The organism is Pararhodobacter oceanensis (assembly GCF_003076755.1).
Classification (GTDB): Bacteria; Pseudomonadota; Alphaproteobacteria; order Rhodobacterales; family Rhodobacteraceae; genus Pararhodobacter; species Pararhodobacter oceanensis.
In genome coordinates, this window is record NZ_QDKM01000015.1 from 15,636 (window position 1) to 40,372 (window position 24,737).

23 protein-coding genes, 2 tRNA genes and 7 pseudogenes are annotated in these 24,737 nt (G+C 57.7%); 22 read left to right on the forward strand and 10 right to left on the reverse strand.

Features of this window, described 5'->3' with window-relative positions; translation table 11 throughout:
• Position 1: 1 nt before the first annotated feature.
• The 6 genes from odhB to DDE20_RS17980 all read left to right on the forward strand — a co-directional run bounded on the left by odhB (position 2) and on the right by DDE20_RS17980 (position 4,792).
• Positions 2-1,234 (forward strand): 2-oxoglutarate dehydrogenase complex dihydrolipoyllysine-residue succinyltransferase, encoded by a 1,233-nt coding sequence (odhB, locus tag DDE20_RS17960; protein ID WP_116559911.1) that lies wholly within the window; start codon positions 2-4, stop codon positions 1,232-1,234.
• A gap of 97 nt (positions 1,235-1,331) precedes the next feature.
• Positions 1,332-1,610 carry a hypothetical protein gene (locus tag DDE20_RS18905; RefSeq protein WP_133240373.1) on the forward strand — a complete coding sequence of 93 codons (279 nt, stop codon included), beginning with the start codon at positions 1,332-1,334 and terminating at the stop codon, positions 1,608-1,610.
• Positions 1,611-1,613: 3 nt separating this feature from the next.
• Positions 1,614-2,003 carry an MAPEG family protein gene (locus DDE20_RS17965; protein WP_116559912.1) on the forward strand — a complete coding sequence of 130 codons (390 nt, stop codon included), beginning with the start codon at positions 1,614-1,616 and terminating at the stop codon, positions 2,001-2,003.
• 94 nt (positions 2,004-2,097) lie between these two features.
• Positions 2,098-3,486, forward strand: coding sequence for a dihydrolipoyl dehydrogenase (lpdA, locus tag DDE20_RS17970; protein ID WP_116559913.1), 1,389 nt, complete (start codon positions 2,098-2,100; stop codon positions 3,484-3,486).
• A 153-nt stretch (positions 3,487-3,639) separates the two neighbouring features.
• The gene (locus tag DDE20_RS17975) at positions 3,640-4,593 is read left to right on the forward strand and encodes a hypothetical protein (protein ID WP_116559914.1); all 954 of its coding nucleotides are present in this window, start codon (positions 3,640-3,642) and stop codon (positions 4,591-4,593) included.
• Positions 4,594-4,718: 125 nt separating this feature from the next.
• Positions 4,719-4,792: transfer RNA gene (locus tag DDE20_RS17980), tRNA-Cys, on the forward strand.
• Positions 4,793-4,859: 67 nt separating this feature from the next.
• Here the strand turns inward: DDE20_RS17980 and DDE20_RS17985 are convergent.
• A complete protein-coding gene (locus DDE20_RS17985) occupies positions 4,860-5,777 on the reverse strand; it encodes a DMT family transporter (protein ID WP_116559915.1) in 918 nt (305 codons plus the stop codon).
• 141 nt (positions 5,778-5,918) lie between these two features.
• On the opposite strand from DDE20_RS17985, the gene DDE20_RS17990 reads away from it, so the two are divergent.
• A tRNA-Phe gene (locus DDE20_RS17990) sits at positions 5,919-5,993 on the forward strand.
• Between the two features lie 674 nt (positions 5,994-6,667).
• Here the strand turns inward: DDE20_RS17990 and DDE20_RS19155 are convergent.
• A complete protein-coding gene (locus DDE20_RS19155) occupies positions 6,668-7,060 on the reverse strand; it encodes a transposase (RefSeq protein ID WP_205961707.1) in 393 nt (130 codons plus the stop codon).
• 115 nt (positions 7,061-7,175) lie between these two features.
• Positions 7,176-8,329 (reverse strand): IS3 family transposase gene (locus tag DDE20_RS18000; RefSeq protein ID WP_240608220.1). Its coding sequence is split into 2 segments (ribosomal slippage): positions 7,176-8,077 and positions 8,077-8,329, totalling 1,155 coding nucleotides; the frame shifts between segments, so codons are not numbered across the junction.
• Between the two features lie 96 nt (positions 8,330-8,425).
• Here DDE20_RS18000 and DDE20_RS18005 point away from each other — a divergent pair.
• Positions 8,426-9,538 (forward strand): annotated as a pseudogene (locus tag DDE20_RS18005) (IS256 family transposase); the annotation flags it as partial.
• Here the strand turns inward: DDE20_RS18005 and DDE20_RS18010 are convergent.
• Complete coding sequence (locus tag DDE20_RS18010) at positions 9,528-9,737, reverse strand: hypothetical protein (protein WP_205961708.1); 210 nt, start codon at positions 9,735-9,737, stop codon at positions 9,528-9,530. The pseudogene DDE20_RS18005 and the gene DDE20_RS18010 overlap by 11 nt on opposite strands.
• Positions 9,738-9,765: 28 nt before the next feature.
• Between DDE20_RS18010 and DDE20_RS18015 the strand changes: the two are divergent.
• From DDE20_RS18015 to DDE20_RS18040, 6 genes and pseudogenes are all read left to right on the forward strand, one after another.
• A pseudogene (locus DDE20_RS18015) lies at positions 9,766-10,038 on the forward strand (ATP-binding protein); the annotation flags it as partial.
• Between the two features lie 404 nt (positions 10,039-10,442).
• The gene (locus DDE20_RS18020; RefSeq protein WP_116559916.1) at positions 10,443-11,123 is read left to right on the forward strand and encodes a PIG-L deacetylase family protein; all 681 of its coding nucleotides are present in this window, start codon (positions 10,443-10,445) and stop codon (positions 11,121-11,123) included.
• The gene (locus DDE20_RS19415) at positions 11,120-11,701 is read left to right on the forward strand and encodes a sugar transferase (protein WP_116559917.1); all 582 of its coding nucleotides are present in this window, start codon (positions 11,120-11,122) and stop codon (positions 11,699-11,701) included. The genes DDE20_RS18020 and DDE20_RS19415 overlap by 4 nt, the downstream gene beginning before the upstream one ends.
• Complete coding sequence (locus DDE20_RS18030; RefSeq protein ID WP_165814567.1) at positions 11,698-12,690, forward strand: methionyl-tRNA formyltransferase; 993 nt, start codon at positions 11,698-11,700, stop codon at positions 12,688-12,690. Before DDE20_RS19415 ends, DDE20_RS18030 begins: the two co-directional genes overlap by 4 nt.
• A gap of 142 nt (positions 12,691-12,832) precedes the next feature.
• The gene (locus DDE20_RS18035; protein ID WP_116559919.1) at positions 12,833-13,480 is read left to right on the forward strand and encodes an acetyltransferase; all 648 of its coding nucleotides are present in this window, start codon (positions 12,833-12,835) and stop codon (positions 13,478-13,480) included.
• A gap of 2 nt (positions 13,481-13,482) precedes the next feature.
• Positions 13,483-14,610, forward strand: a complete 1,128-nt coding sequence (locus DDE20_RS18040) for a DegT/DnrJ/EryC1/StrS family aminotransferase (protein ID WP_276308543.1) — start codon at positions 13,483-13,485, stop codon at positions 14,608-14,610.
• 222 nt (positions 14,611-14,832) lie between these two features.
• Here DDE20_RS18040 and DDE20_RS18045 read toward each other — a convergent pair.
• A pseudogene (locus DDE20_RS18045) lies at positions 14,833-15,063 on the reverse strand (transposase domain-containing protein); the annotation flags it as partial.
• Here DDE20_RS18045 and DDE20_RS19285 point away from each other — a divergent pair.
• The 6 genes and pseudogenes from DDE20_RS19285 to DDE20_RS18075 form a co-directional block, all read left to right on the forward strand.
• Positions 15,059-15,268, forward strand: a pseudogene (locus DDE20_RS19285) (IS66 family transposase); the annotation flags it as partial. The pseudogenes DDE20_RS18045 and DDE20_RS19285 overlap by 5 nt on opposite strands.
• Before the next feature lie 100 nt (positions 15,269-15,368).
• A complete protein-coding gene (gene tnpA, locus DDE20_RS18055) occupies positions 15,369-15,734 on the forward strand; it encodes an IS66-like element accessory protein TnpA (protein ID WP_116559921.1) in 366 nt (121 codons plus the stop codon).
• The gene (gene tnpB, locus DDE20_RS18060) at positions 15,731-16,078 is read left to right on the forward strand and encodes an IS66 family insertion sequence element accessory protein TnpB (RefSeq protein ID WP_116559922.1); all 348 of its coding nucleotides are present in this window, start codon (positions 15,731-15,733) and stop codon (positions 16,076-16,078) included. Before tnpA ends, tnpB (DDE20_RS18060) begins: the two co-directional genes overlap by 4 nt.
• 62 nt (positions 16,079-16,140) lie before the next feature.
• Positions 16,141-17,775 (forward strand): IS66 family transposase, encoded by a 1,635-nt coding sequence (gene tnpC / locus DDE20_RS18065; RefSeq protein WP_116559923.1) that lies wholly within the window; start codon positions 16,141-16,143, stop codon positions 17,773-17,775.
• 52 nt (positions 17,776-17,827) lie between these two features.
• The gene (locus tag DDE20_RS18070) at positions 17,828-18,079 is read left to right on the forward strand and encodes a hypothetical protein (RefSeq protein ID WP_116559924.1); all 252 of its coding nucleotides are present in this window, start codon (positions 17,828-17,830) and stop codon (positions 18,077-18,079) included.
• Positions 18,064-18,279, forward strand: a pseudogene (locus DDE20_RS18075) (transposase domain-containing protein); the annotation flags it as partial. The gene DDE20_RS18070 and the pseudogene DDE20_RS18075, both read left to right, overlap by 16 nt.
• Before the next feature lie 178 nt (positions 18,280-18,457).
• Here DDE20_RS18075 and DDE20_RS18085 read toward each other — a convergent pair.
• The 3 genes and pseudogenes from DDE20_RS18085 to DDE20_RS18095 all read right to left on the reverse strand — a co-directional run.
• On the reverse strand, positions 18,458-18,829 hold the full coding sequence (locus DDE20_RS18085) for a diacylglycerol kinase (protein ID WP_116559925.1): 372 nt from the start codon (positions 18,827-18,829) through the stop codon (positions 18,458-18,460).
• On the reverse strand, positions 18,826-20,583 hold the full coding sequence (locus tag DDE20_RS18090; protein WP_116559926.1) for an LTA synthase family protein: 1,758 nt from the start codon (positions 20,581-20,583) through the stop codon (positions 18,826-18,828). The genes DDE20_RS18085 and DDE20_RS18090 overlap by 4 nt, the downstream gene beginning before the upstream one ends.
• Before the next feature lie 94 nt (positions 20,584-20,677).
• A pseudogene (locus tag DDE20_RS18095) lies at positions 20,678-20,932 on the reverse strand (integrase core domain-containing protein); the annotation flags it as partial.
• A gap of 81 nt (positions 20,933-21,013) precedes the next feature.
• Between DDE20_RS18095 and DDE20_RS18100 the strand changes: the two are divergent.
• Both DDE20_RS18100 and pgsA read left to right on the forward strand, forming a co-directional pair.
• Positions 21,014-21,115 (forward strand): annotated as a pseudogene (locus tag DDE20_RS18100) (transposase); the annotation flags it as partial.
• A gap of 205 nt (positions 21,116-21,320) precedes the next feature.
• Positions 21,321-21,989, forward strand: a complete 669-nt coding sequence (gene pgsA / locus DDE20_RS18105; RefSeq protein WP_116559927.1) for a CDP-diacylglycerol--glycerol-3-phosphate 3-phosphatidyltransferase — start codon at positions 21,321-21,323, stop codon at positions 21,987-21,989.
• Between the two features lie 415 nt (positions 21,990-22,404).
• On the opposite strand, the gene tnpC (DDE20_RS18110) is transcribed toward pgsA, so the two are convergent.
• Together tnpC (DDE20_RS18110) and tnpB (DDE20_RS18115) are read right to left on the reverse strand one after the other, a co-directional pair.
• Complete coding sequence (gene tnpC / locus DDE20_RS18110) at positions 22,405-23,973, reverse strand: IS66 family transposase (RefSeq protein ID WP_240608223.1); 1,569 nt, start codon at positions 23,971-23,973, stop codon at positions 22,405-22,407.
• A gap of 55 nt (positions 23,974-24,028) precedes the next feature.
• A complete protein-coding gene (gene tnpB / locus DDE20_RS18115; protein ID WP_116559928.1) occupies positions 24,029-24,382 on the reverse strand; it encodes an IS66 family insertion sequence element accessory protein TnpB in 354 nt (117 codons plus the stop codon).
• Between the last annotated feature and the right edge of the window lie 355 nt (positions 24,383-24,737).

Sequence of the window (24,737 nt, forward strand, 5' to 3'; positions counted from 1 at the left end):
CATGAGCATCGAAGTCCGCGTGCCCACTCTGGGCGAAAGTGTTTCGGAAGCCACCATCGCAACCTGGTATAAAGCGGTCGGTGACGCTGTCGCCGTCGATGAAATGCTCTGCGAGCTGGAGACCGATAAGGTCACCGTCGAGGTGCCCGCCCCCGCCGCTGGCGTGCTGTCGGAAATCATCGCCGCCGAAGGCGAGACCGTCGGCGTTGACGCCCTGCTGGCGATGATCTCGGAAGGTGCCGGCGCCGCCGCCACTCCGGCCAAAGAAGCGCCCGAAGCCAAAGCCGCCGAGCCGGCCCCTGCCGCCGAAGCCGCCGCCACCGGTAAAGCCGGCGAAGATGCGCCCGCCGCCAAAAAGGCGATGGCCGAAGCCGGTCTGACTGCCGATCAGGTGCAGGGCTCAGGCCGCGACGGTCGGGTGATGAAGGAAGACGTGCAAAAAGCCGTCGCCTCCGGTGCCGGTGCCTCCGCGCCCGCCGCTGCCCCTGCCGCGCCGGTCTCGGTGCCGCGCGGTCCGGTCAATGGCGACGATGCCGCGCGCGAAGAGCGGGTAAAGATGACCCGCCTGCGCCAGACCATCGCCCGCCGCCTCAAGGACGCGCAGAACACCGCCGCGATCCTGACCACCTATAACGAGGTGGATATGACCGAGGTGATGGAACTGCGCAAAACCTATAAGGACCAGTTCGAAAAGAAACACGGCGTGCGCCTTGGCTTCATGTCGTTCTTCACCAAGGCCTGCTGCCACGCGCTCAAGGAAGTGCCCGAGGTCAACGCCGAGATCGACGGCACCGATGTGGTCTATAAGAACTTCGTCCATATGGGCGTCGCGGCGGGCACGCCGCAGGGCCTCGTGGTGCCGGTGATCCGCGATGTCGACGCGATGTCCTTTGCCGAGATCGAAAAGGCGATCGCCGAAAAGGGCAAACGCGCCCGCGACGGCAAGCTGACCATGGCCGAGATGCAGGGCGGCACCTTCACCATCTCGAACGGTGGTGTCTATGGCTCGCTGATGTCCTCGCCGATCCTCAACCCGCCGCAGTCGGGCATTCTGGGCATGCATAAAATCCAGGACCGGCCGATGGCGATCAACGGCGAGATTGTGATCCGCCCGATGATGTATCTGGCGCTCAGCTATGACCACCGGATCGTCGACGGCAAAGGCGCAGTGACCTTCCTCGTGCGGGTCAAAGAAGCCCTCGAAGACCCGCGCCGCCTGCTGATGGATCTGTAAGCGTCACAAATTAGGCGTGCGCCCTTTCTCCATTGATAGGGCGCGCGTTCCCACTTTTTGTAATGTCACTCCATTTGTCGGGAGGCACGATCAAATTATGACAGAGTATACAGCTTACGAGCCCTATAGTGTGTCGCCGTGGCGATATGAACGCCTTCAGCGTATTGAAAATAGCTTGCGGATGATTTTTTCGCTTGCGAGCCACGAGAGTTTTTCAGACCTCGAAAAGCAGCTACTGCTCGTACATGACCACAAGGGCAACCTTCAATGCCAATGGAAATCCGCCGCTGGCTTGGAACAGTATAGTTCGCTCATTGATGCTCTGTGGTCTTTGCAAAACGAACCCGCCGAAATCAACGAACATATCGTTGCGTAGCCCATGACCCCCGAACTCCTCATCCTCACCCTCGCCGCCCTCCTGCAAGCCCTGCAGTTCTCCATCTATTCGGTGACCGCGCAGATGCAGGTCGGCAGCCGCTACGCCGCCGGTCCCCGTGACCGCCCGCGCGAGCTTACCGGCACCGCCGGCCGCGCCCAGCGGGCGATGAACAACCATTTCGAGGGGCTGATCCTCTTCGGCATCGCCGTCATGGTCGTCACCCTTGCCGATCAATCCACCACCACCACCCAGTTCGCCGCCTATACCTATCTCGGCGCGCGCCTTCTCTATGTCCCCGCCTATCTGCTCGGCTGGGCCCCCTGGCGCTCGCTGATCTGGTTCATCGGCTTTCTGGCCACCTTCACGATGCTGATCGCTGCCCTGATCTGACATCATCTTGCCCTAAATACTCTCGGGGGGTGAGGCGCCTAGCGCCGAGGGGGGCGACGCGCCCCCTGCCCCGGGCCACCACAGGAGACCACATATGGCTGACTTCGATCTCATCGTCATCGGCGCCGGACCCGGCGGTTACGTTTGCGCCATCCGCGCCGCGCAATTGGGCCTCAAAGTGGCCTGTGTCGAGGGCCGCGAGACCCTCGGCGGCACCTGCCTCAACGTCGGCTGCATCCCTTCCAAGGCGCTGCTCCATGCCACCCATTCGCTGCATGAGGCCGAGCATAACTTCGCCAAAATGGGCCTCAATGTCGCCAAGCCCGAGGTCGATTGGGAGGCGATGCTCGCCTATAAGGACGACACCATTTCCGGCAACACCAAGGGCATCGAATTCCTGTTCAAAAAGAACAAGGTGACATGGCTCAAAGGCTGGGCGTCGATCCCCGAATCCGGCAAGGTCACGGTCGGCGACGAGACCCATAGTGCCAAACATATCGTCATTGCTTCGGGCTCCGAGCCGACCTCGCTGCCCGGCGTCGAGGTCGACGAAGAGGTCGTCGTCACCTCCACCGGCGCGCTGACCCTCAAATCCGTGCCCGAGACCATGGTGGTGATCGGCGCCGGTGTCATCGGGCTGGAGATGGGTTCGGTCTATGCCCGCCTCGGCACGCAGGTCACGGTGATCGAATACCTTGACGAGATCACCCCCGGCATGGACGCCGAAGTCGCCAAGAGCTTCAAGCGCATCCTTGGCAAACAGGGGATGAAATTCGTCATGGGCGCGGCGGTCAGCAAGGTCACCCGCTCCGACACAGGCGCCGAGGTCACCTATACCGCGCGCAAGAAAGACACCGAGCACAGCGTCAATGCCGATATCGTGCTGGTCGCCACCGGCCGCAAACCCTTCACCGAGGGTCTCGGGCTGGACGCTTTGGGTATCGAGCTGGAACCGCGCGGCCAGATCAAGACCAACGCGCAATTCGCCACCAATATCCCCGGCGTCTATGCCATCGGTGACGCGATTGTCGGCCCGATGCTGGCCCATAAGGCCGAAGACGAGGGCATGGCCGTGGCCGAAGTGGTCGCTGGCAAACATGGCCATGTGAACTACGGCGTGATCCCCAGCGTGATCTACACCTCGCCCGAAGTCGCCAGCGTGGGCCAGACCGAACAGCAACTCAAAGAGGAAGGCCGCGCCCATAAGGTCGGTAAATTCAGCTTCATGGGCAACGCCCGCGCCAAGGCGATCTTTCAGGCCGAGGGTTTCGTCAAACTTCTCGCCGACAAAGAGACCGACCGCATTCTGGGCTGCCATATCATCGGCCCCGCCGCCGGTGACCTGATCCATGAGGTCTGTGTGGCGATGGAATTCGGCGCCTCCGCCGAGGATCTGGCGCTGACCTGCCACGCGCATCCGACCTACTCCGAAGCCGTGCGCGAAGCCGCACTGGCCTGCGGCGACGGCCCGATCCACATGTGATCCGCGCCTGAGCGAAACACCTAAAGACGGGCCGCAGAGCAATCTGCGGCCCGTTCTCATTCGCTGCGCCCTCTGCGCGCGCCACCGCAAAACTTGATCGAAATCTTCGCGCCTGCCACACTCCTTGCGGTAACCAGTAAGGACCCCACCGGTATGCGTAACCTCCGCCCTCGGCCACTCCGCCTGCCGCTGCTCCTCGGCGCCGCGCTGATTGCCACCCCCGCTTTGGGCTTCGGCTGGGAGGTCTCAACCGATGTCGAGCAAGGCATCTTCTTCGGCCATGCCCGACTTCCCGGCGCCATGCTGCTACGCTGCGGCGGGCAACTCCCCGGCACCACCGGCACGGTTCCGATGTATTATATGGACAGCATTACCGCACCGGGCACCCTGCATCTGGAACTCGACATGCATGCCTTCTCGGACACCAACGAAGGCCGCGCGCTCGCCGGCGCCGCGCTGCTCATTGACGGGCAGAGCCATTCTCTGGGCGACATCGCCTATACCGATTACTACGGCGCCTTCCACCAGTCCTTCAGCCTCCATGCCCCGCTGGTCCAAGCCCTCCGACAGGCCGATAGCGTGACCCTGCTGGAACAAGGCGCCATCCGCGGCGGCATCCCCACCCAAGGCATGACAGCCGCCATAAGCAGTTTGATCGACTTCTGCATCGCCGGCGAAAACGGCGCTCCTCTTCCCACCACCGCCACGCCGCCCACCCCGCCAACCGGCGCAAGTGCCGCCGAACGCCTGCTCGCATGGATCGAGCGCGGCTGCCCTACTGGCCTGCAACGCCAGACCGGCGCTCTACTTCAAGACTTTGATCTGGATGGAGACGGTTTGGCAGACGCGGTTCTCGATAGTCGCGGCGTGACATGCGACGGCGCCTACCCCTATTGTGGACAGGTGCAATGCGACGTGCCGGTGTTCCTGTCGTCGGTCCCCGGCACAGAACCGGCAGATGTGGTATTCGGCGCACGCCCCTCGATCATCCCCTCCACATCGGGGCTGCCCGCCTTGCAAATCTACGGACGCTGTGCCGACGGAAGCTTCGACTGCCTGCCACTTTCCTACCGCTGGCAGAGTGGCCAGCGACTACGCGTCCAATGAACTCACAGATAGCGCAGTGTCTGGTGCAATGACTGGGCGGTGGCGACGGGTCCCCGTCGAATCCCCCAGAACTGCCCCTTGCGCCGCCCCGCAACAGCGGCTAAATCAGTGCCAACCTTGGCAACGGTGGGTTGGCGGAGAGGTTACGCACCGGATTGCAAATCCGTGAAGACCGGTTCGATTCCGGTACCCACCTCCAAGGTCTTCCAGAGATCCGCAAACTCCGGCGATCGGGGCCGAGACCGGCCCCCGCACGCCCGATATGCCTAGCCCTCCGGCGGCATCACCCGCCGTGGCCGCGACCGCTCCAGCCCCAGTTTGCGCTCGCGCCAGATGATCAGGATCCCCGCCGCCACCACAATCGCCGCACCCAGCAGCATGGTCGCCGTCGGCACCTCGTCAAACGCCCAATAGCCAATCGCCATAGCGAACATGATCGACACATAATCGAACGGCGCCACCAGCGAGGCATCGGCCTCACGGTAGCTCGAGGTCAGGAAAATCTGCCCGATCCCGCCCAGTATCCCCGAGAGCACCAGCACCGCGAATTGCGCGGGCGTCGGCACCACCCAACCAAATGGTAGCGTGATCAGCGACAACAGCGCCGCCGTGGCCGAGAACCAGAACACAATCGCCGAGGTGGTCTCGGTCGCCACCAGCTTGCGCACCGTCACCTGCGCCAGCGCCGCGAACACCGCGCCCCCCAGCGCCATCATCGCGCCGAGCGCCTGTGCATGGCTGACATCGCTGCCCACCGAGAGCCGCGGCGACAGCACGATCAACACGCCCGCCAGACCGATGAACACCGCGGTAAAGCGAAACAGCCGCACCTGCTCGCCCAGAAACATCGCGGCGAAGACCACCACCAGCAGGGGCGCGGCATAGCCGATCGCGGTGACCTCGGGCAGCGGCAGGAACCCGAGCGCGGCAAACCCCAGCCCCATCGCGCAGGTGCCGACCAAGCCGCGCCAGAAATGCCCCAAAGGCGCCTTTGCCCGCAAGCCGGTGGCCAACTCGCCCTGCCAGGCCAGCCAGACCAGAATCACCGGCATGGCGAAGGCCGAGCGAAAGAACACCGACTGCCCCGGCGGCACCGTATCCGACAGCGATTTGATCAGACTCGCCATGGTGATGAACATGACGACCGAGATGATTTTATACGAAATTCCGCGGATTGGACGCATGTTTGGACCTTCCTAGGCTCGCGCAGATCTGTCGCACCTATCGCTCCGGCTGACAAGAAGTTGAATCGGCAAAATTCCCTCTGGACACCAGCCGCTACCTCGCCTACATAACGCCCACCCGAAAGCCAAGCTTTCATCCGTGCCCGGGTAGCTCAGGGGTAGAGCAGTGGATTGAAAATCCTCGTGTCGGTGGTTCAAATCCGCCCCTGGGCACCACTTAATCCCATGATTTAAATGAATAAAGACCTTGTGGAGATGTGCGTCCTGGACTTGAAGTTACGTTTGGGGACGCAATGGGGACGCAGATCGTTTCGGACGTGACGCGATCATTGAGAACTTGGACCTACTTTATCGGCAGCCCCACCTGTCATCAGCAACTCGAATTCAAGAGAATGGATCGTGTCCCCGGGCATTCTCTAATCGCCCTGGTCAAGGGCTGATCTTTCTGCGGTCCGTCATGCGTGCCGGGCTCTTCGATTCTCTCCGCGGTCGCTGCTGGGGCGCCGCATGTTGGCGTTCAGGGCTGGAAGGGTCGAAGTGGTGTGCGCGGTCTTGGGCGCAACCGTGGGAGCGATCTCTTCCTCGCCGCGCGTCCCGGCTGGACGCATTCCGTCGCGCTGAGGATCGGCATCGTTTCATTTGCCGGACTATGTCATTGCAGCCTCCCGGAAGGGCGTGTTGGTGCGCCACATGGCATGCAGCGTGACCGCCAGTTTTCGCGCCAGCGCAACCTTGGCTTTCCGTGGACCGGTTCGCTCCGCGATCGACTTGGCCCAGCTGCGCAGGCGGGAGCCGCCGAGCTTTCGGCAGAAGATCGCATTCGCCGCTTCATAGAGGCATTTTCGAGTAAAGCGATCTCCACGCTTCGAGACGCGTCCGTTGCGGCTGATCTAGCCGGACTCGTAGCGCCTCGGCGTCAATCCGAGGTAGGCGCCGGCACTCGAGGAGCGGCGGAACCGCGTCGCATCGTCGAAGGCTGCAACGACGGTCATGGCGGTGATCGGACCCACGCCAGGTGTCGTCTTCAATAGCCTGACCGTCGCGTGCTGGCTGGCGACGCTCCGGATCCGGCTGTCGAGCGCAACAATACGAGCGAGGATGTCCCAGCGGGCCTGCATCAGCGCCTCGAAGATCGGAACAAGCTCGGGGGCGACGGCCAGTTCTCGTCCAATGATTCCTTCGGCACAACGTTTGATCTCGCCGACCGAGAGTGTCAGATCTTCTGAGTAACTGCGCTTTGGTCCATGCTTCCTGAGAGGAGCAAGGACGATGACGATTTCCAAGGAATTACTGGACGAGCTATTGAAGGGCTGCGAGCGGCCTGAAGATTTGCTTGGCGATACTGGGCTGATGAAAGAGTGAGGTGCTCCCCATTCCCTGGACAGAATCTGGCGCTTTTTAAGCTCTTCTTTGCTCCTGCTGATCGGGTTTCGTGACTTCGATTTGCCGTGAGTAGACCACTACCGGCGGTTGGCCGCCAAGTGCTTTGTGCGGGCGGCGGTTATTGTAGAACTCCATCCAGTTGCGGACACCGGCGCGTGCTTGCGATCCGGTTTCCCAGGCATGCAGATAGACGCATTCGTATTTGAGGCTGCGCCACAGGCGTTCAATGAAGATGTTATCTAAGTAGCGGCCCTTGCCGTCCATAGAGATGCGGATGCCGGAACGGCGCAGGCGGTCTGACCAGGCGAAGGATGTAAACTGAGATCCTTGATCGCTGTTCATGATGTCCGGAGGGCCGAACCGATAGATCGCCTCGTTCAACGCCTCGAGGCAGAAGTCGGCGTCCAACGTGTTCGAGATACGCCACGACAGAACCATGCGGGTATGCCAGTCCATGATCGCCACCAGATAGAGGAAGCCTCGGCGCATCGGTAGGTAGGTTATGTCCACGCACCAGACCTGGTTTGGCCTGTCCACACGCAGCCCGCGCAGCAGGTAGGGATAGGTCTTATGCCCTTTCGTCGGCTTGCTAGTGTTGGGTTTCTGATAAATCGGCATGAGGCCCATCAGCCGCATGAGCCGACGGATGTGCTTCTCGTTCACTGCATGGCCATCGTTGCGCAGGTGCCACGTCATCTGTCGAACACCGAAGAACGGCGTGTCGAGGAACTGCACGTCGATCAACCGCATCAGGGCAAGATTCTGCTCGGTCTCTCCCTGCGGCGCATAGTAGAACGACGACCGCGGGATCGACAGCAGCGCACACTGCTGGCCGATCGACAGATCCGGATGGTCGCGTTCGATCATACCGCGCCTCACTTCCCGCCCCAAGGCTTGAGCTTTCTTTCCAAAAAAGAGTTAGCCACCGCCAGCTCTCCGATCTTGGCGTGCAGGTCCCTGATCTGATCTTCATCGATGACCGGGGCCTTGCGGCTACCGCGTTCGAAGACACCCGACGCGCCATCCAGCAGCGCACGTTTCCATTGGTTGATCATCGTCGGATGCACGCCGAACCGGCTCGCCAGCTCCGACACGGTCGCCTCACCTTTCAGCGCTTCCAGCGCCACCTTCGCCTTGAATTCAGGGGCATGCTGCTTTCGTTTCGACATCTTCAATCTCCTTCGTAATGAAGATCAGCAGACAGCAAATCCGAGCTTGCGTCATAGTCCAGTTTTCGGGGACCACCTCAAGAGCTTAGGATCAAGCTGATGGAACGGATGCTCGGAGCCGAACTGACGGCGCATCTGGGCTATGAGGAAGGCAAAGACGCGCCACCGGGCCGGCCCAACCAGCGTAACGGCACATCAGCCAAGCGCCTGAAGGGCCAGGACGGCGAGACGGCGATTTCTGTGCCGCGCGACCGGGACGGCAGTTTTGAGCCCGAGTTGATCAAGAAGGGCCAGACCTGGATCGACGGCATGGATGACAAGATCATTGGCCTTTATGCCGCCGGCCTGACGGTTCGCGACATTCGCGCCCACCTTGAGGACGTTTATGGCCTTCAGGTCTCGCCTGATCTGATCAGCCGCGTCACTGACGCCGTGCTGGACGAGGTCCGCGAATGGCAGAGCCGAGCGCTCGACCGAATGTATCCCATCGTTATTTTCGATGCGCTCCGGGTCAAAATCCGCGATGCCGACAGCCCGATGGTGAAAAACAAGGCCGTCTATGTGGCCCTGGGCGTCTCACGGGACGGCGTCCGCGAGGTTCTGGGTCTTTGGATCGCCGAGAACGAGGGCGCCAAGTTCTGGTTGTCGGTGATGAACGAGCTGAAGAATCGCGGGGTTCAGGACATCCTCATCGCCGTCGTGGATGGGCTTAAGGGCTTCCCTGACGCAATCACGGCAGCCTTTCCCGATGCCGCGGTGCAAACCTGCATCGTTCACCTGGTCCGCCATTCCCTGAACTTCTGCGCATGGAAGGATCGCAAGGCGGTGGCCGCCGATCTGCGTCTGATTTACGGTGCGCCGACCGCCGATCTGGCTGCCGCCGAGTTGGACGCTTTCGAGGAGAAATGGGCCGGGAAATACGCCTCGATTGCCCCGGCATGGCGGCGGGCATGGCAGGAGGTGATCCCGTTCTTCGCCTTCGATCCCGCGATCCGAAAGATCGTCTATACTACCAATGCCATAGAAAGCCTGAATCGGGTGATCCGGAAATCCATCAAGACCAGGGGCTCGTTCCCAACCGAGGAGGCCGCGACCAAGCTGATCTACCTGGCCATCCGCAACTTCGAGAAGGGAGGCAGGAATGTCCGAGAATGGTTTGCTGCCCGCAATCAATTCGCTATCATGTTCGACGAGCGCTTCAATGCGTGACCGTATCTGAAACCCGCATGGACCAGGCCAGATACACAGACTTCATGACACTCCCCCCAACCTGCCTGCCGAACATGATACCGTAGGTCTTCGGCAGGCCCCGAATCTCGTTTTCCAGCCGGACGCGCATGCCAACGAGCGCCTCGCGCGCCCTGAGCATCGCCCGGTTGACATAGGCGTCGTGACTCTTGATCTGCACGGCCTTGAATCACCCGGTGAGAATGATCTACCTGCCGTTCAGTGCATCAGGCGGTGCGCTACTCTTCCATCTGCTCAGCAAACTTTACGAACGCACCAGTGTCGTCATCACCACAAACCTGAGCTGCAGCGAATGGGCCACCGTCTTCGGCGATCCCAAGATGACGACCGCACTCCTCGACCGCCTGACCCATCGTTGCCACATCCTCGAGACTGGCAACGACAGCTTCCGCTTCAAAGCCAGTTCAGCCGCAGCGACGCAGAAAAAGAGGGAGGACAATCACGTATTGACCAAAGCCTGAAACCCGAAACCTAACCTAGAGGTGGCTCACTTCTCGATGGAAAACCCGGCTGCTCATACTTTATTCATCGTTTCTCTTTCAGGCGCGCAGCCGCAGCATGGATTCCTGAATGGAGTTTCCTCACCAAGGTGTCAATGCTGACACAGTGAAATGAGCCAAACTCGCCTTTATCAGATGTGGATTACGGACTTAGACCCCATGATCGCCGTTGAGCTGACTGGTTCGGCAATGCATTAACATATCATTTGCAAGGGAAGGCAGTTCATATCAGTGACAATCCCAGCTTGAGCCGTTATGCGAACAGTAACTTGCTGCTCGCATAACGGGCCCTTGGCCCGGAAACCGACATACAGGGAATGACTTGTTACAGCGGGTTGGCAGATCTGGATTAGCTAGGAGAACATATGACTATATTAGTGCTCGCCCCGCACGCCGACGACGAAGTCCTTGGCATGGGGGGCGCGATCGCAAAATTCGTTTCGGAAGGGTTAGGTGTAGAAGTAGCTGTACTTACCGGAAGCGGAAATGAGCCACACCCAATCTGGCCAACCTCACACTGGGACGCGATTCGGGCAGAGTGCCGGACGGCAATGACTATACTAGGCTGCAAAGCCCCGATCTTCTGCGAACTCCCTGCGGCTTGCCTAGACAACATGCCCGCTCACGAAATCAATGAAGTCGTCGCTAATTTGATCGCCAACGTGGACCCTGAAGAAGTCTATGTCCCGTTCTCCTTCGACTTACATAAGGACCACGGGGCGATCGCTTATGGTGCATCGGTCGCTGCTCGCCCCTATTTGGCGGGAGCGAAGAAGATTCGGCGAGTTCTCGCTTATGAGACGCTGTCCGAAACTCACCTTTCACCACCCTATCTTGCTCCAGCGTTTCAACCCAATGTCTTCATTAATATATCCGAAACCATCGACAAGAAAATTGCTGCCATGCAAGCATATGCCAGCCAAATCCAGCCGGACAATCAGCCTCGTTCGGCAGCAGCGCTGAAAGCGCTTGCGACCTTACGTGGAACACATATTGGCGTCGCAGCAGCGGAAGCTTTTGTTCTTCTGGGGGAATATCAGCGATGATCTACCGCGATCATATAAAACGAGCGTTGGATCTTACGTTTGTTCTCTTGGCGCTCGCAGTTCTTGGCATCCCAATTCTACTCGCAATGGTCGTTGTGAAACTTTGTTCCCCCGGACCAATATTCTATTATCAAACCAGGGTCGGGCTTGGAGAGAAACCATTTAGAATCCTGAAATTGCGCACCATGACTGTCAATCCAAACCGAGTGAGTGTCCAAACCACTAACCACGACCCTGAAGTATATCCGGCAGGTAAAGTTCTACGCCGTTTGAAAATTGACGAGTTGCCGCAACTTTTTAACATCTTGAGAGGCGATATGAGCTTTGTTGGGCCACGTCCCTGCTTGGTCCAAACCCGCAATACAATGCCAGACTGGGCACTCAGACGCTTCAAGGTTCGTCCAGGTATCACGGGACTCGCTCAAGTCAATGGTAACATCACTCTGACGTGGGAGGAAAGATGGAAACACGATATAGAATACGTGGATCGCGCTAGCTTGCCACTTGATGTCGCGACATGCTTCCGAACATTCGTTGTTGTCCTTTTCGGAGAAGAGAGGTTCAAAAATCCACTATGAAGATTGCTGTGATTGGTGGTGTCAATTCCACACGTGTTTTAATACATTCACTTGCGAAACATGGCTATACCAATTGTAGGGTCTGGGGATATGTGCCCTCCGACTCATCAAGCGTTTCTGGCTGGTGTGATTTGCGTGCAGCGAGCGCCGCGCTGAATATGTCTTTTCAGCCCTTTCGCAAGGTTGCGGAGTGCGAGAACAAATTGCGGGCCTTTGCTCCCGATATTCTCTTTGTTGTTGGCCTCTCACAGATTGTGCCAACATCCATGCTTGGAATATCACGAATCGGGAATATTGGCTTTCACCCAACCGCCCTCCCGCGTGGGCGTGGCAGGGCAGCGATTGCATGGATGATTCTTCACCGAACCGACGGTGCAGCGAGCTTTTTTGAGCTTCGAGGGGGCGTGGATGACGGGCCGATTATAGTTCAGGAAACGTTTCGGGTAAATGACACCGACGATGCGGCAACGGTTGAAGCTAAGATTCTTGAGGCGGAGGCGCGCGCGCTCGACAAATGGCTGCCGACACTGCGCGAAAACGGTATTGTTGGCATTGAACAAGATCACAAACAAGCAACATGGCTTGGAAGACGAACACAAGACGACGGTTGGCTGAATTGGTCGCAGCCTCGCGAGGAAATCCTAGCTCTGATTCGAGCAAGTGCGCCACCACATCCAGGTGCATTTACCTATTATAATGATACACGCATCGAAATCACTGCGGCTCGCGTTTGCGACCGACCAGAGACCGGAGTAACAGGGCGGATTGTTGCCGTTTACAATGATCGCGGCTTTGATGTCCAATGTGGCGATGCCCTCATCACGATAAAACGTTGGCAAGGTTCCCACTCATGGCAACCGAGAGTAGGAATGAAGCTTGGTTATTATGTTGAAGTAGAGGTTTTCAAGTTGTTATCATTAGTCAAAAATCTTGAGCAGCGCATCGAAACCTTAGAACACGACATTGAAAGACTTCAACAAGGCACTTGAGCGACGGATTCGTGGGAAGGCGCATACATATCTGACTTTTGGCCAAGAATATGTGTAACGGACTTTGAAAAAGATTTAGAAAATCGGAATAACTATTTGACTAACCTAAGTTCAGTATCGTTCAATTACCAAAGGAAATAATATGAAACTGTTCGGAGTTTATGGAGCAAGTGGTTTCGGGCGTGAAGTAATGCCCTTGCTGCGTCAACAGCTCGAGGGGGAAGGAAATGTGGAATGCGTTTTCGTAGATGACGGCGGATCAATAAACACCGTCAATGGTCACAAATCCATTTCATTTGACGAATTCAGGAACCATCCAGCTGAACGCAGATTTATTTCGATTGCCATCGGCGCCGGAGAAACCAGAGTAGAGTTGGCGAAACGATGCGCCAACTTCAGCATTCCTGTACTAAATATTCGAGCGGTCAATAGTATTGTAATGGATAACGTGACAATTGGAGATGGTCATATTTTATGTGCGTTTACCACCATTACTTCTAATGTATCGATTGGACGCCATTTTCACGCCAATATCTATTCGTATGTGGCCCATGATTGTGTGATAGGGGACTTTGTGACCTTCGCCCCAGGTGTGATGTGCAATGGTAACGTCCGCGTCGAAGACCACGCATACGTAGGGACGGGTGCTGTTTTGCGACAGGGTGCGCCAGATAAACCGTTGGTAATCGGAGAGGGCGCTATCGTTGGTATGGGGGCGGTCGTGACCCGAGATGTCCGTCCGTGGACGACGGTTGTAGGAAATCCGGCCAAACCACTCATTAAGGAATAATCATGCGCATTTACCTTTCGCGCCCGCATATGTCTGGCCATGAAGAAGCCCGCGTTGCCGAGGCATTCGCGTCGAACTTCGTGGCCCCACTTGGGCCCCAGCTCGACGCCTTCGAGGATCGGGTTCGCGAGTATCTTGGGGCTGATGTCTATTGCGTAGGGCTGTCTTCGGGCTCCGCAGCGCTACATCTTGCCCTGCGTATCGCCGGCGTGGGGCGCGGCGACGAAGTATGGGTGTCCTCGATGACCTTTGCTGGCGGGGTTTTCCCGGTCAATTACCTCGGCGCCACACCCCGGTTTTTTGACCTCACCCCGGCAAGCTGGACGATAGATACAGGCATAGTTGCGGAAGAATTGGCCAAAGCATCGCGCGAAAACCGCCTGCCGAAAGCCATTGTGCCGACCGATCTTTACGGCCAATCAGTTGATCTTGATCCGTTGGAAGTCCTTGCCGAGCAATACGGCGTCCGCCTTATCGTCGACAGCGCCGAGAGCCTTGGCGCGAGCTACAAGAACGGGCGCAAGGCTGGCACTGGCGGCGACGCGGCTATCCTGTCGTTCAATGGCAACAAAATCATCACAACCTCGGGCGGCGGTATGCTGGTCACGCGGCATAAAGCCTGGGCAGATGAGGCGCGCTTCCTCGCAACACAGGCGCGTGATACTGCTCCACACTACGAGCATTCGACCTTCGGCTACAATTACCGCCTGTCCAACATCTGCGCTGCGATAGGGCTGGGACAAATGGAAGTCCTCGACGATCGCGTTGCGCGTCGTCGCGAGATTTATAAGCGCTACAAGGATGCACTATTGCGTCCGGGTATAGAATTCACGCCCGAACCCGTAGGGCTGTATTCGACACGCTGGCTTACTACATTGACCATCGACGTTGCGGAAACTGATGTCTCGCGTGAAGACATTCGTTTGATGCTATTGGAGCACCGGATCGAATCCAGACCGCTTTGGAAGCCGATGCATTTGCAGCCACTTTATGTTGGCGCATCTTATCACGGCACGGGCGTCGATCAAAGACTCTTTGAAGATGGGCTTTGTTTGCCGTCTGGCAGTGACATGCATGAAGATCAACAGGTTGAAGTGATCGAATTGGTGAAGGCATTATTGGGCGATTAGCATTGTGCCCGCCGCCGATGTTGGCGCGACGGATCTGATGCGGTTGTCTAATCGCTGTTGTCGCGTCAAGTCCTGAACGTATGAATGCGCGCCTGCCGGATGCATGGTTGTTTCCGCGGTCGGCAAAGGCCGCCGCATGATAGGGATTCGCGGGAGGAGCCTTCAATGTTGATGTCGCACCCTTGCGCCATTGGTCGGTAACCGAGCGATTGATACCGCGGCTTATGCGGCTTGACTGCGGGCCTCGTCGGCCAGCGGCACCCATTGCCACGGCAACAGCTCATCGAGCCTGTTGATCTTGTGATTATGGATGCGGGCGAGAATGTCGGCGAGATAGGCCTGCGGATCGAGGCCGTTCAGTTTGGCGGTCTCGATGATGGTCATAGCGCGGGCCAAGGTTTCGGCACCGGTGTCAGCGCCTGCAAATAGCCAGTTCTTGCGGCCTATCCGGATTGCAGAGATCTACCGCATCGAGGCTGAAATACGCGGCATGGGTCCAGGCCAACGGCGCTCTGCACGGGAGGCCCGCACCGCACCCAAGGTGGCTGAGTTCGGCGAATGGCTGCAAAGCCAGCGCCAACGGATCTCCTCAAAGTCGCGGCTTGGTGAAAAGCTGACCTACATCCATCGTCAGTGGGACGGATTGCAGACCTTCCTCGTAACCACACCATTGCTACCGCCTGCCGCGTGGCGTCGTCAGATCTTAAGCTCTGTCGTTATTGTCGTCGTTACTGACGTCGTATGAAATGGAGCCAGATATGCGTCATGAAGTGATCGTCGGCGTTGAGCGGAGACGGCGTTGGCGGGCGGAGGAGAAGCTGTCGATCCTCGACGAGGTTGGGCAGAATGGTGCCACGGTCAGCGATGTGGCGCGGCGCCACGACATCACGCGGCAGCATATCTACCAGTGGCGCCAGGAGTTTCGGCGCAAAGGGCTCTGGCCTCGGACGGCGGAAACGGTTTTTCTTTCATTGCCGCCGCCATGTGAGGGACCAGACACATCCGGGGGCACCCAACGTCCGGAGGTCGAAATTTTACTGGGGAACGGTCGCAGCCTGCGATGTGCAAGTGACTTATCGCCTGAGCGCCTCCAGCACCTTATTCGCGCGGTTGAAACGGCATGATCGGGCCCGGCACCGGCGTTCGCGTGTATCTGGGCTGCGGTGTGACCGACATGCGCAAGGGGATCGCCGGACTGTCCGCCATGGCGCAAGATGTGTTGCGGCAGAAACCGGCGGGTGGTGCCGTATTCGCCTTCCGGGGACGCCGCGGCGACCGGATTAAACTGCTCTATTGGGATGGTCAGGGATTTTGCCTCTACTATAAGGTTCTGGAGCGTGGTCGCTTTCCGTGGCCCAATACGGCCTCTGGATCGGCGCGCCTGACCTCAGCCCAGTTGGCAATGCTGTGGGAAGGAATCGACTGGCGGCGTCCCGACTGGGGCGCTCCGCCTGCGCGCGTCGGATGATTTTACGCTTTGTTTTGCGTTATTTATATGGTGTTTGCGCCTGATTTTTGGTAGTCGGGCGCATGTCGAAACCTGCCAAAGATCTGCCAAATGATCCTGCCGAATTGAGGGCGATGATTGCGGCATTACAGGCAGAGAATGCGAAAATCGCGGCGGAAAACGCCAAGATGTCGGCCACGCTGCGGGTCCATGATCAGCTGGTTCAAGCGTTGCGTTTGCGGATTGCCAAGCTACAGAAACTGGCCTTTGGCAAATCATCGGAAAAGATCGAACGCGAAATTGAACAGCTGGAACTGGCGCTGGAAGACCTGCTTGTTGCTGTCGCCGAAGGTGACGATGACCTCATAGATGAAGGTCAGGGCGAGCCTGAGCCCCATGAGGTGTCTGCCCCCACACTGCGCCGCCGTCCGCGTGTCTCGGAAGCGACCCCGCGCGAGCGCCGCGAGCTTGATCCCGGCACCTGCTGCCCCGACTGTGGTGGTGATCAGCGTGTAGTCGGCGAGGATGTCAGCGAACTCCTAGATATGATCGCGGCGCAGATGAAGGTGGTCCAGATCGCCCGCATCAAGAAGTCCTGTCGCCGTTGCGAGCGGATGGTGCAGGAGCCGGCACCCAGCCGCCCGATCCCTGGCAGCATGGCTGGCCCGAACTTGCTGGCGCATATCCTGGTCTCGAAATTCGACGACCACCTTCCCCTTTACCGACAGCACGAAATCTTCGCCCGCATGGGCGCGGACATTCCCGAAAGCACGCTTGTTGGCTGGTCCGGACGGGCGATGAAGACCCTTGCACCATTGGTCGAGCGCATTGAGGCCGACATCATGGCCAGCGATCTGCTGCACGCTGACGACACGCCAATCCGGGTGCTGGACCGCTCCAAAAGAGACAAGGGGCTTGGTAAAGGCGTGAAACAGGGACGGATCTGGGCCTATGTGCGCGATCAACGACCTTGGGCGGGGGCGTCGCCACCCGGTGCTGTTTACCGGTTTGCACCCGACTGGAAGCAGGAGCATGTGCAAAAGCATCTGGCCCAGATGCGCGGCATTCTACAGGCCGACGGCTATAAGGGCTATGCCATGCTCTACGAGCCTCAACCTGATGGCACGCCGCGTTTGCGCGAGGCAGCCTGTTGGGCGCATCTGCGGCGGGACTTCCATGACTTTTGGACATCGACCAAGTCCGAGATCGCCCGTGCGGCACTTGACCGGATCGGCGAGTTTTACGACATCGAGCGCGACATTAACGGCCAGACGGCAGAGACCCGGCAGGCCGTGCGCGAAAAGCAGAGCCGGCTCAAGGTCGAAGCCTTCTTCGCTTGGTCGGAACAACAGCTCCTGCGCATCCCGGGTAAAAGCGACCTGGCCAAAGCCTTCCGTTATGGCCTCAATCGACGAGAGGCCCTCAGCCTGTTCCTGACCGATGGGCGCGTGGCCATCGACAATAACCCCGCGGAGCGTGCCCTGCGCCCGATCGGGATAGGCCGCAAGAACTGGCTATTTGCAGGCGCAGACACCGGTGCCGAAACCTTGGCCCGCGCCATGACCATCATCGAGACCGCCAAGCTGAACGGCCTCGATCCGCAGGCCTATCTCGCCGACATTCTCGCCCGCATCCATGATCACAAGATCAACCGGCTGAACGAATTGCTGCCGTGGAACTGGGCACCAGACGATGCCGAGAACAGTCAAGCAGCATAAGCTGCGGTAGCAATGGAGCGGTTACCCGAAAACCGAGGTGCCCGAGAACCGAATGAAGATTGAAAAGCGCATCTGTAGACACCAGAGGTGCGCCAAGCTCGAAACTATGACATACCGAAGCATCCAAAACCCACGCGGGCGCCAGGATCGCTATACCTGGTTCACGCTCAAGGCCGACAAGTTGGCCATCACCGCGATTGAGCGTCCGGAAAATCTTCACGTCAGCGCCAAAATACGCATGCCATTGATAATGAACCCGATAAACCTGCCCGACATGGGCAGAATGAACGGGAACTGGGACTGACCAGAAAAAATGCGCTCTTCGCCGGCCATGACGAGGGCGGTCGTGCCTGGGGGCGTATTGCCTCGCTGATCGCCACGGCAAAGATCAACGGCGTCGAGCCCTTTGCCTACCTCAAGGCCACACTCGAAGCCATCGCGGGAGGCCATCCAGCCAGCCGCATCGACGACCTACTCCCATGGAACTTCAGCCCGTCAATCTGATCCTGAGTGCCGTGTGGGCACCGCTTACGGGGGACTTCAGCAAGATGTGCGTCATGAAGTGATCCTCGGCGTTTAGCGGCGGCGGCGCTGGCGGGCGGAGGAGAAGCTGTCGATCCTCGACGAGGCTGGGTTGAATGGCGCCCCGGTCAGTGATCTTGCGCGGCGCCAACTCAACAAGTCACAGAACCACCGCGTATATTGACCAAGCAAACGCGTTGATCAATGACAGTGCCACGGCAAGGGAACCGAGATCTTTTGCCGCGCCAGAGAGCGGATGTCTCTCCAATGAAATTCTGTCCACTATGGTCTCAATTGCAGTATTCAAAACTTCCACAATGAGAACTAAAAGCCAGCTACTCATGACAGCGATCAAGGAAAACCAATCATTGAGAAAAAATAGGCTGCACAGGATTGCAATCGCAGCTAGAAAAAGCTCCTGACGAAAAGCAGATTCATGAATAAAAACATATCTAGCCCCCTTTAACGAGGCCCCCATAGCCATCAATACTCTCTGAAGTCCTATATGCTTATCGTTACGATCCTCACTCATCTACTTTCCTCCTCTGGAGAGATCATACTCGCATTAACTCGGGCAGTATTCACATAGTTCACAATAACCTCCCGCTCGTCTTGATCAAAATCAACTCCCAAGAGCCACGTATCGTCACCGTCCAAAGTAACAATACCATGGCGATCCCCCGAGAACACTGATACCTGATTGCGCCAATCCCCGCGGCGATGCAGAATAAATCTTGGAGGCTGTAGGTCGTCACCAAATATCATACCTCTGAACGCATCATAACACACCTCACCACTGAACAGACCCATTAATGTATTGCTCAGATCAAGTTGGCTGTAGGGGGTCGTTATCTCTACAGGACTTGGTGCGATCTGGCGGCTAACTAAAATAGCAGGGATCTGCGTATAGCTCCTATCAAACCCAAAGTGTTCGACTTCTTCACGGCTGATCGGCAACATAGCCCGGTGGTCACCAACAATTACAAGATGACCATTATTGAAGAAGCCCCTTTCGCTTAACGTATCATATAATCTGCCGATCTGAGCATCGACATAGCGCATAACTGCCTCTACTGATCGCTCCCCAGTTTCAGGATGAATATGTGGGTGATGACTGCTCACCGTTTTGACGAAAATAAATGGCGTGACTTGAGCATCCTCAACTGTATTTAGGATATTATCGACTAACGCTGCATCTGTGGCAGCGCCAAATTGAAACCGCTCCATTCCGTCATAGAACGGATCTGTACTTCCTCTAACGTTCATAAATCCAATTGCCGACATCCAGTCACCTGTGGAAGAAAACAAAAGATCACTGGTTGTCAGAAAATGGCTCTCATACCCCCGGTCATTGAAAATACGAGGCAACGACCGCCTCGGGTTCCAGTGCCCATAAAATGAAGATCCGCCTCCGACCGTGTAGGTATTGGGGGGATAAAGCGCGGCTTCTCCCGTAAGTAATGACAATTCCCCATCTTCAGTAGTGAATCCGCTGGCGTAGAAATCGGTTAGCGCGGCATTGTCCTCGGCAATCTCATCCAACCGCGGCATCCAGTCATTAAGTCCACCAAAGAATCTACTTTGATAAGACGACAAGGATTCAACCATATAAATGATCACCGGCCCCGACACAGCCGAGTGAGTCGAGCAGGTTTCCTGGATCGGCCCGGCAACAGATGCGGCGAAATCGCTCGAGTATTCACGGGACTCTGACGCAATCATCTCATTGTACGATACAATATTCTGATAGAGACGGTAATGTACATACGCAACATTTTTACTTTGCCAACCGAATGCTGATGCGATTGCAATGCTGGCCATAAAAATAGAAGCCCTCCTTAAGCCAATCTGCAAGGCGAAAATGGTACGAAAAGATAAATATGAAAGTGCAAAGAAGGTGATTAGGATAACCAAAATACCGATCATTAACGCCATATTTAGATCAAGAATATAAATTGCAGAGTAATCATAAAACTTGACAACATCCTTCCATGTGAGGCGCAGAGAAAATTGACTGTAGACAAAAACATCAGAAATTAGCGCCAACTGCACGATCACTGCGCCAAGAAAGGGAAGACAGGCAAGCCAATAATTTCGAATGAAAGCCGTCAACGTAAGCAAGGCCAGCACAAGCCCTAGCAAAGGCGCATCGTTGCGGAATACTTCAAAAAATGCGATCAAGCCCTCCCCGCTTATGGCCTGAACAACCCTTGAAGCGTATATCGCGCGGGCAAGCGTAGGCGCAAAGACGGTCGCGAAAACGAGGGCTAAAACGAAAATGGGCACTTAAGGTCCTTTCAATCTGGAATATATAGATCGAATCTAAAAACTTTGAGCCGCTCCTCCATACGGTGGATGACCTGCACCCGCTGACCCTCGTTCAGAACGAGATTCTGCGGATTTCAGAATCGTAGTTTGGTTGGTCGGTTTGGGCAAGCACGCTGGGTGCGGAGCCTTCAAATGTCTCAAGCGCTCGGCGCGCTTCGAGCTGCTTCTGGTTTCCGTGCGACGAGTGCGGCATGATGGCGTTATAATCGCATTACCAGAGAGTCAACTTCCAGCGGGCGTCGTCGAGGCTGTCGAATATCTCCTCGTTGAGATGTCCGTCGCGCAGGCTGCCGTTGAACGACTCGATTGATCTAACCCTCGCAAACTGGACCACCTGAAGATGAAGTTATCCGCTACAATTCCCTGGCTGGGAGAGGAGCGGAATCACATGAAAGCATCGAAGTATTCGGACGCACAGAAGGCGTTTATCATAAAGCAGGGCGAGGAAGGCACGCCGGTAGCTGAGATCTGCCGCAAGGCGGGGATTACCCCGCAGTGAAGACCGACTATGACCGATATGTTTTGATGGCCATCGATCGCCGTCTCAATCTGAATGCTCAGAGTGAAACTCGCCCATGCGGCCACCCACCGGAACCGCCGAGATCAGTGGACCGGAGGCGACATATATAGATATATCTTCGCTTCCGAACAATCTCCCTCTTCCCTCCAACACACCATTGCCGCTACAAAGCACTATGCGCTCATCGATACCCAACTCACTCACCATTCTGCGCCTCATAGCCGCCCCCGGGATTGCTGTGATGTTCCTCTATTTCGCCCGTCCTTGGGCGGATTGGCTGGCGCTGATCCTGTTTCTGAGCGCGGCGATCACCGATTTCTTTGACGGTTATCTGGCGCGGCTCTGGCGGCAGGAAAGCCGCATCGGGGCGATGCTGGACCCAATTGCCGATAAGGCGATGGTGGTGATCGCGCTCTTGGTTATCACCGGCTATTCCGGCATGGACCCGTGGCTGATCCTACCCGCCACGGTGATCTTGTTCCGCGAGGTCTTTGTCTCGGGGCTGCGCGAATATTTGGGCAACACCTCGAAACTTCTGGCGGTCACGCAGCTGGCAAAATGGAAAACCACAGCGCAGATGACCGCAATTTCGGTGCTCTTTGCCGCGCTCGGGCTGGAATATGTCCGCGAGCAAGCCCTGATGCGCAACCGCGACGTGATCCGCGAGATGATCAACACCGGCTTTGACTCCGAATTCAACATGCTCTGGCTGGCCAATTACAGCGGCGAGGTGGTCTGGCTCTTGGGCCTCGCGCTGATCTGGATCGCCGCATTGCTGACCGCGATCACCGGCTGGGATTATCTGAAAAAGAGCTTGCCTTATCTCAAAGAGGCACGCGAATGACACTGACCGTTCCGCACCTCGATCAATTCCAATTCTGTAGAGAGCCTCATCCGTCCGATTGCTCTGCCCCGAAAAGAAACGTGCTCTTCGCCGGCCATGACGACGGCGGTCGCGTCTGGGGGGGGCGTCTTGCCTCGTTGATCGCCTCGGAAATCCCTTCCTCCTGCGACAACTGCCGAAGGGCCATTTTGTTCGGTGGAAGAATCCGCTTCAGCACAGCTAGTTTCCGTTCCGGTGAATATACCACGTCAACATCCCATCCCGCCCCACCTGAGAAATAGAGGAAAAGTAGAGCAGCGGACAACATCCCTGACAGAGGGGGAGTGACGCGACCAAGTTTCAGACATATCCAGAAAATGTGCATTGCCAATGTCTCAATCTCAACAGTAAGCGTCAGTTGAACAGCACGTCGATTTCATGTTGACGGGTTGAAGTTCCAAGGCAGCAATTCGTCGATACGGTTTTGGGGATGCCCGCGTGCGATGGCCTCGAGCGTGGCCTTGAGATAGGCGAAGGGTTCCACGCCGTTGATCTTGGCGGTTTCTATCAGCGAGGCGATGCGTCCCCAGGCTTTTCCGCCCTCGTCATGACCTGCAAACAAGGCGTTTTTCCTGTTCAACGCGATTGGGCGGATCATATTCTCGACGCTGTTGGAGTCGATTTCGACGCGGCCGTCATTAAGAAAGGTCTGCAGGCCATCCCAATGGCGGTGGATATAGGCCAGCTTTTCGCCAAGCCGGGATTTTGCCGAGACGCGCAGCCGTTTCTTCTGCAGCCAGTCGCCGAATGCAGAGACCAGAGGCACAGTGCGGGTCTGCCGGGCCGACAGGCGCTGGCCGGGTCCCATATCGCGGATCTCGCCCTCGATGTGATAGAACTCCGCTATACGGCGCAGGCCTTCGGCCGCGATCTCGGATCCATCGCGATCGAACACCTCCTTCAGCTTGCGACGTGCGTGCGCCCAACAATACGCCACGCGGATTGGGTCGCCACCCTTGCGGGAGGGGCGCGTCAGGCGATTGTAGCCCTGATAGCCATCGATTTGCAGGGTGCCATCAAAGCCGTGCAGGATCTTCTCGGCGTTCTCACCGGCGCGGCCGGGGGCGTAGGTGAAGACCACGCCGGGCGGATCGGCACCGCCCCACCCCCGATCATCACGGGCCAGTGCCCAGAGGTAGCCGGTCTTGGTCCGGCCGCGCCCGGGATCAAGCACTGGCGCCGTGGTTTCATCCATGAACAGCTTGGTGGAGGTTTTCAGATTCTCGGCCAGCCGGTCGACCACGGGCCTGAGGTGGAACGCAGCCACCCCCACCCAATCGGCCAGCGTGCCGCGATGGATGTTAACTCCGGAACGTCCGAGGATCTGGCTCTGTCGATACAGCGGAAGATGGTCGGCGTATTTGCTGACCAGCACATGTGCGATGGCCCCTTCAGTTGGCAGGCCGCCTTCGATCAGAGCGGCGGGGGCCGGAGCCTGTGTGACACCATCGGTGCAGGTGCGGCAGGCGTATTTGGGGCGGACGGTGACAAGCACGCGCAATTGCGCGGGCAGGATATCCAGCCGCTCGGTGCGGTCCTCGCCGATCTTGTGCATCTTTCCGCAGCCGCAAGGGCAAACGAGGCTGTCGGGCTCAATGATCCGCTCGATCCGCGGCAGATCCTCAGGCAGGTTGCCGCGAATGCGTTTGGCTACCCGTTTGCGCTTGGGCGTGGCATCGTCGGTCGCCTGATCCTGTTTTTGCTCCTCGGTCTCGGCGACAGCGATCTGCAAATCCTCAAAGGCCAACTGCCGCTCGTCTTCGCTCAGCTTTTCCGATCGCTTGCCATGCACCACATGGTTCAGCTCGGCCACAAGGTGCTCGAGGCGCTTGTTGATCTCTTCCAGCTCGGACACGCGCGCGGCCGTTGCCTGCAAGGCTTCGAAGGCCGTGCGGTAATCAGGCGGCAGAATGGAGAGATCGAGGACTTTGGCAGCATCGGTCATGATCAGATTTATAACGCAACATCAGATCTATAACCGCTATATTCAGCCACCTGATTCATTCTGCCGCAGCTGGCTTGTGTGCCTCCAGCGCCCTGACCTTGCGCCAATCCAATCCCGCAAACAACGCCTCGAACTGGACCCGGTTCAGCGTCATCACGCCCTCCCGGATCGCTGGCCAGGTGAACGTCGTTTCCTCCAACCGCTTGTAGGCCATGACCAGCCCGGTCCCGTCCCAGAACAGGATCTTCAGCCTGTCGGCCCGCTTGGCGCGGAACACAAACACCGTGCCGGTGAAAGGGTCTTCCTGCAAAACCGACTGCGCCAACGCCGCCAGCCCGTCATGACCTTTCCTAAAATCGACCGGCTGCGTTGCCACCAGAATGCGCACTCTGTGCGAGGGCATCACCATGTTCGGGCACCCACAGCCCGGACAATCTCCGCGATCCGCGCTGCCGAGGTGCTCTCATCCAAGCGGATCGATACTTTACCAACCATGATCTCGATCGAAGACGCGACCGGGGCCGATGTGGTCTCCGGCAATGGCCCCAAAGGCTCCTCATCGCAAAGCATCAGCGGCGCGAACCCGGCCGGCTCCGACACGGCCGGCAGAACCAGCTTGCCGTTCTTCGCGAGACGCTGTCAACGCCGTTTGAATTTTCCCCAATAGTGCCGAAGTAAAATTCCCCACTTTCTCGGGTTCGGTGATCAACCGGCTTTAGTGATCGGCGTCTCCGTTTTGGGTTTTGTGTGAACGGCCACGGCGC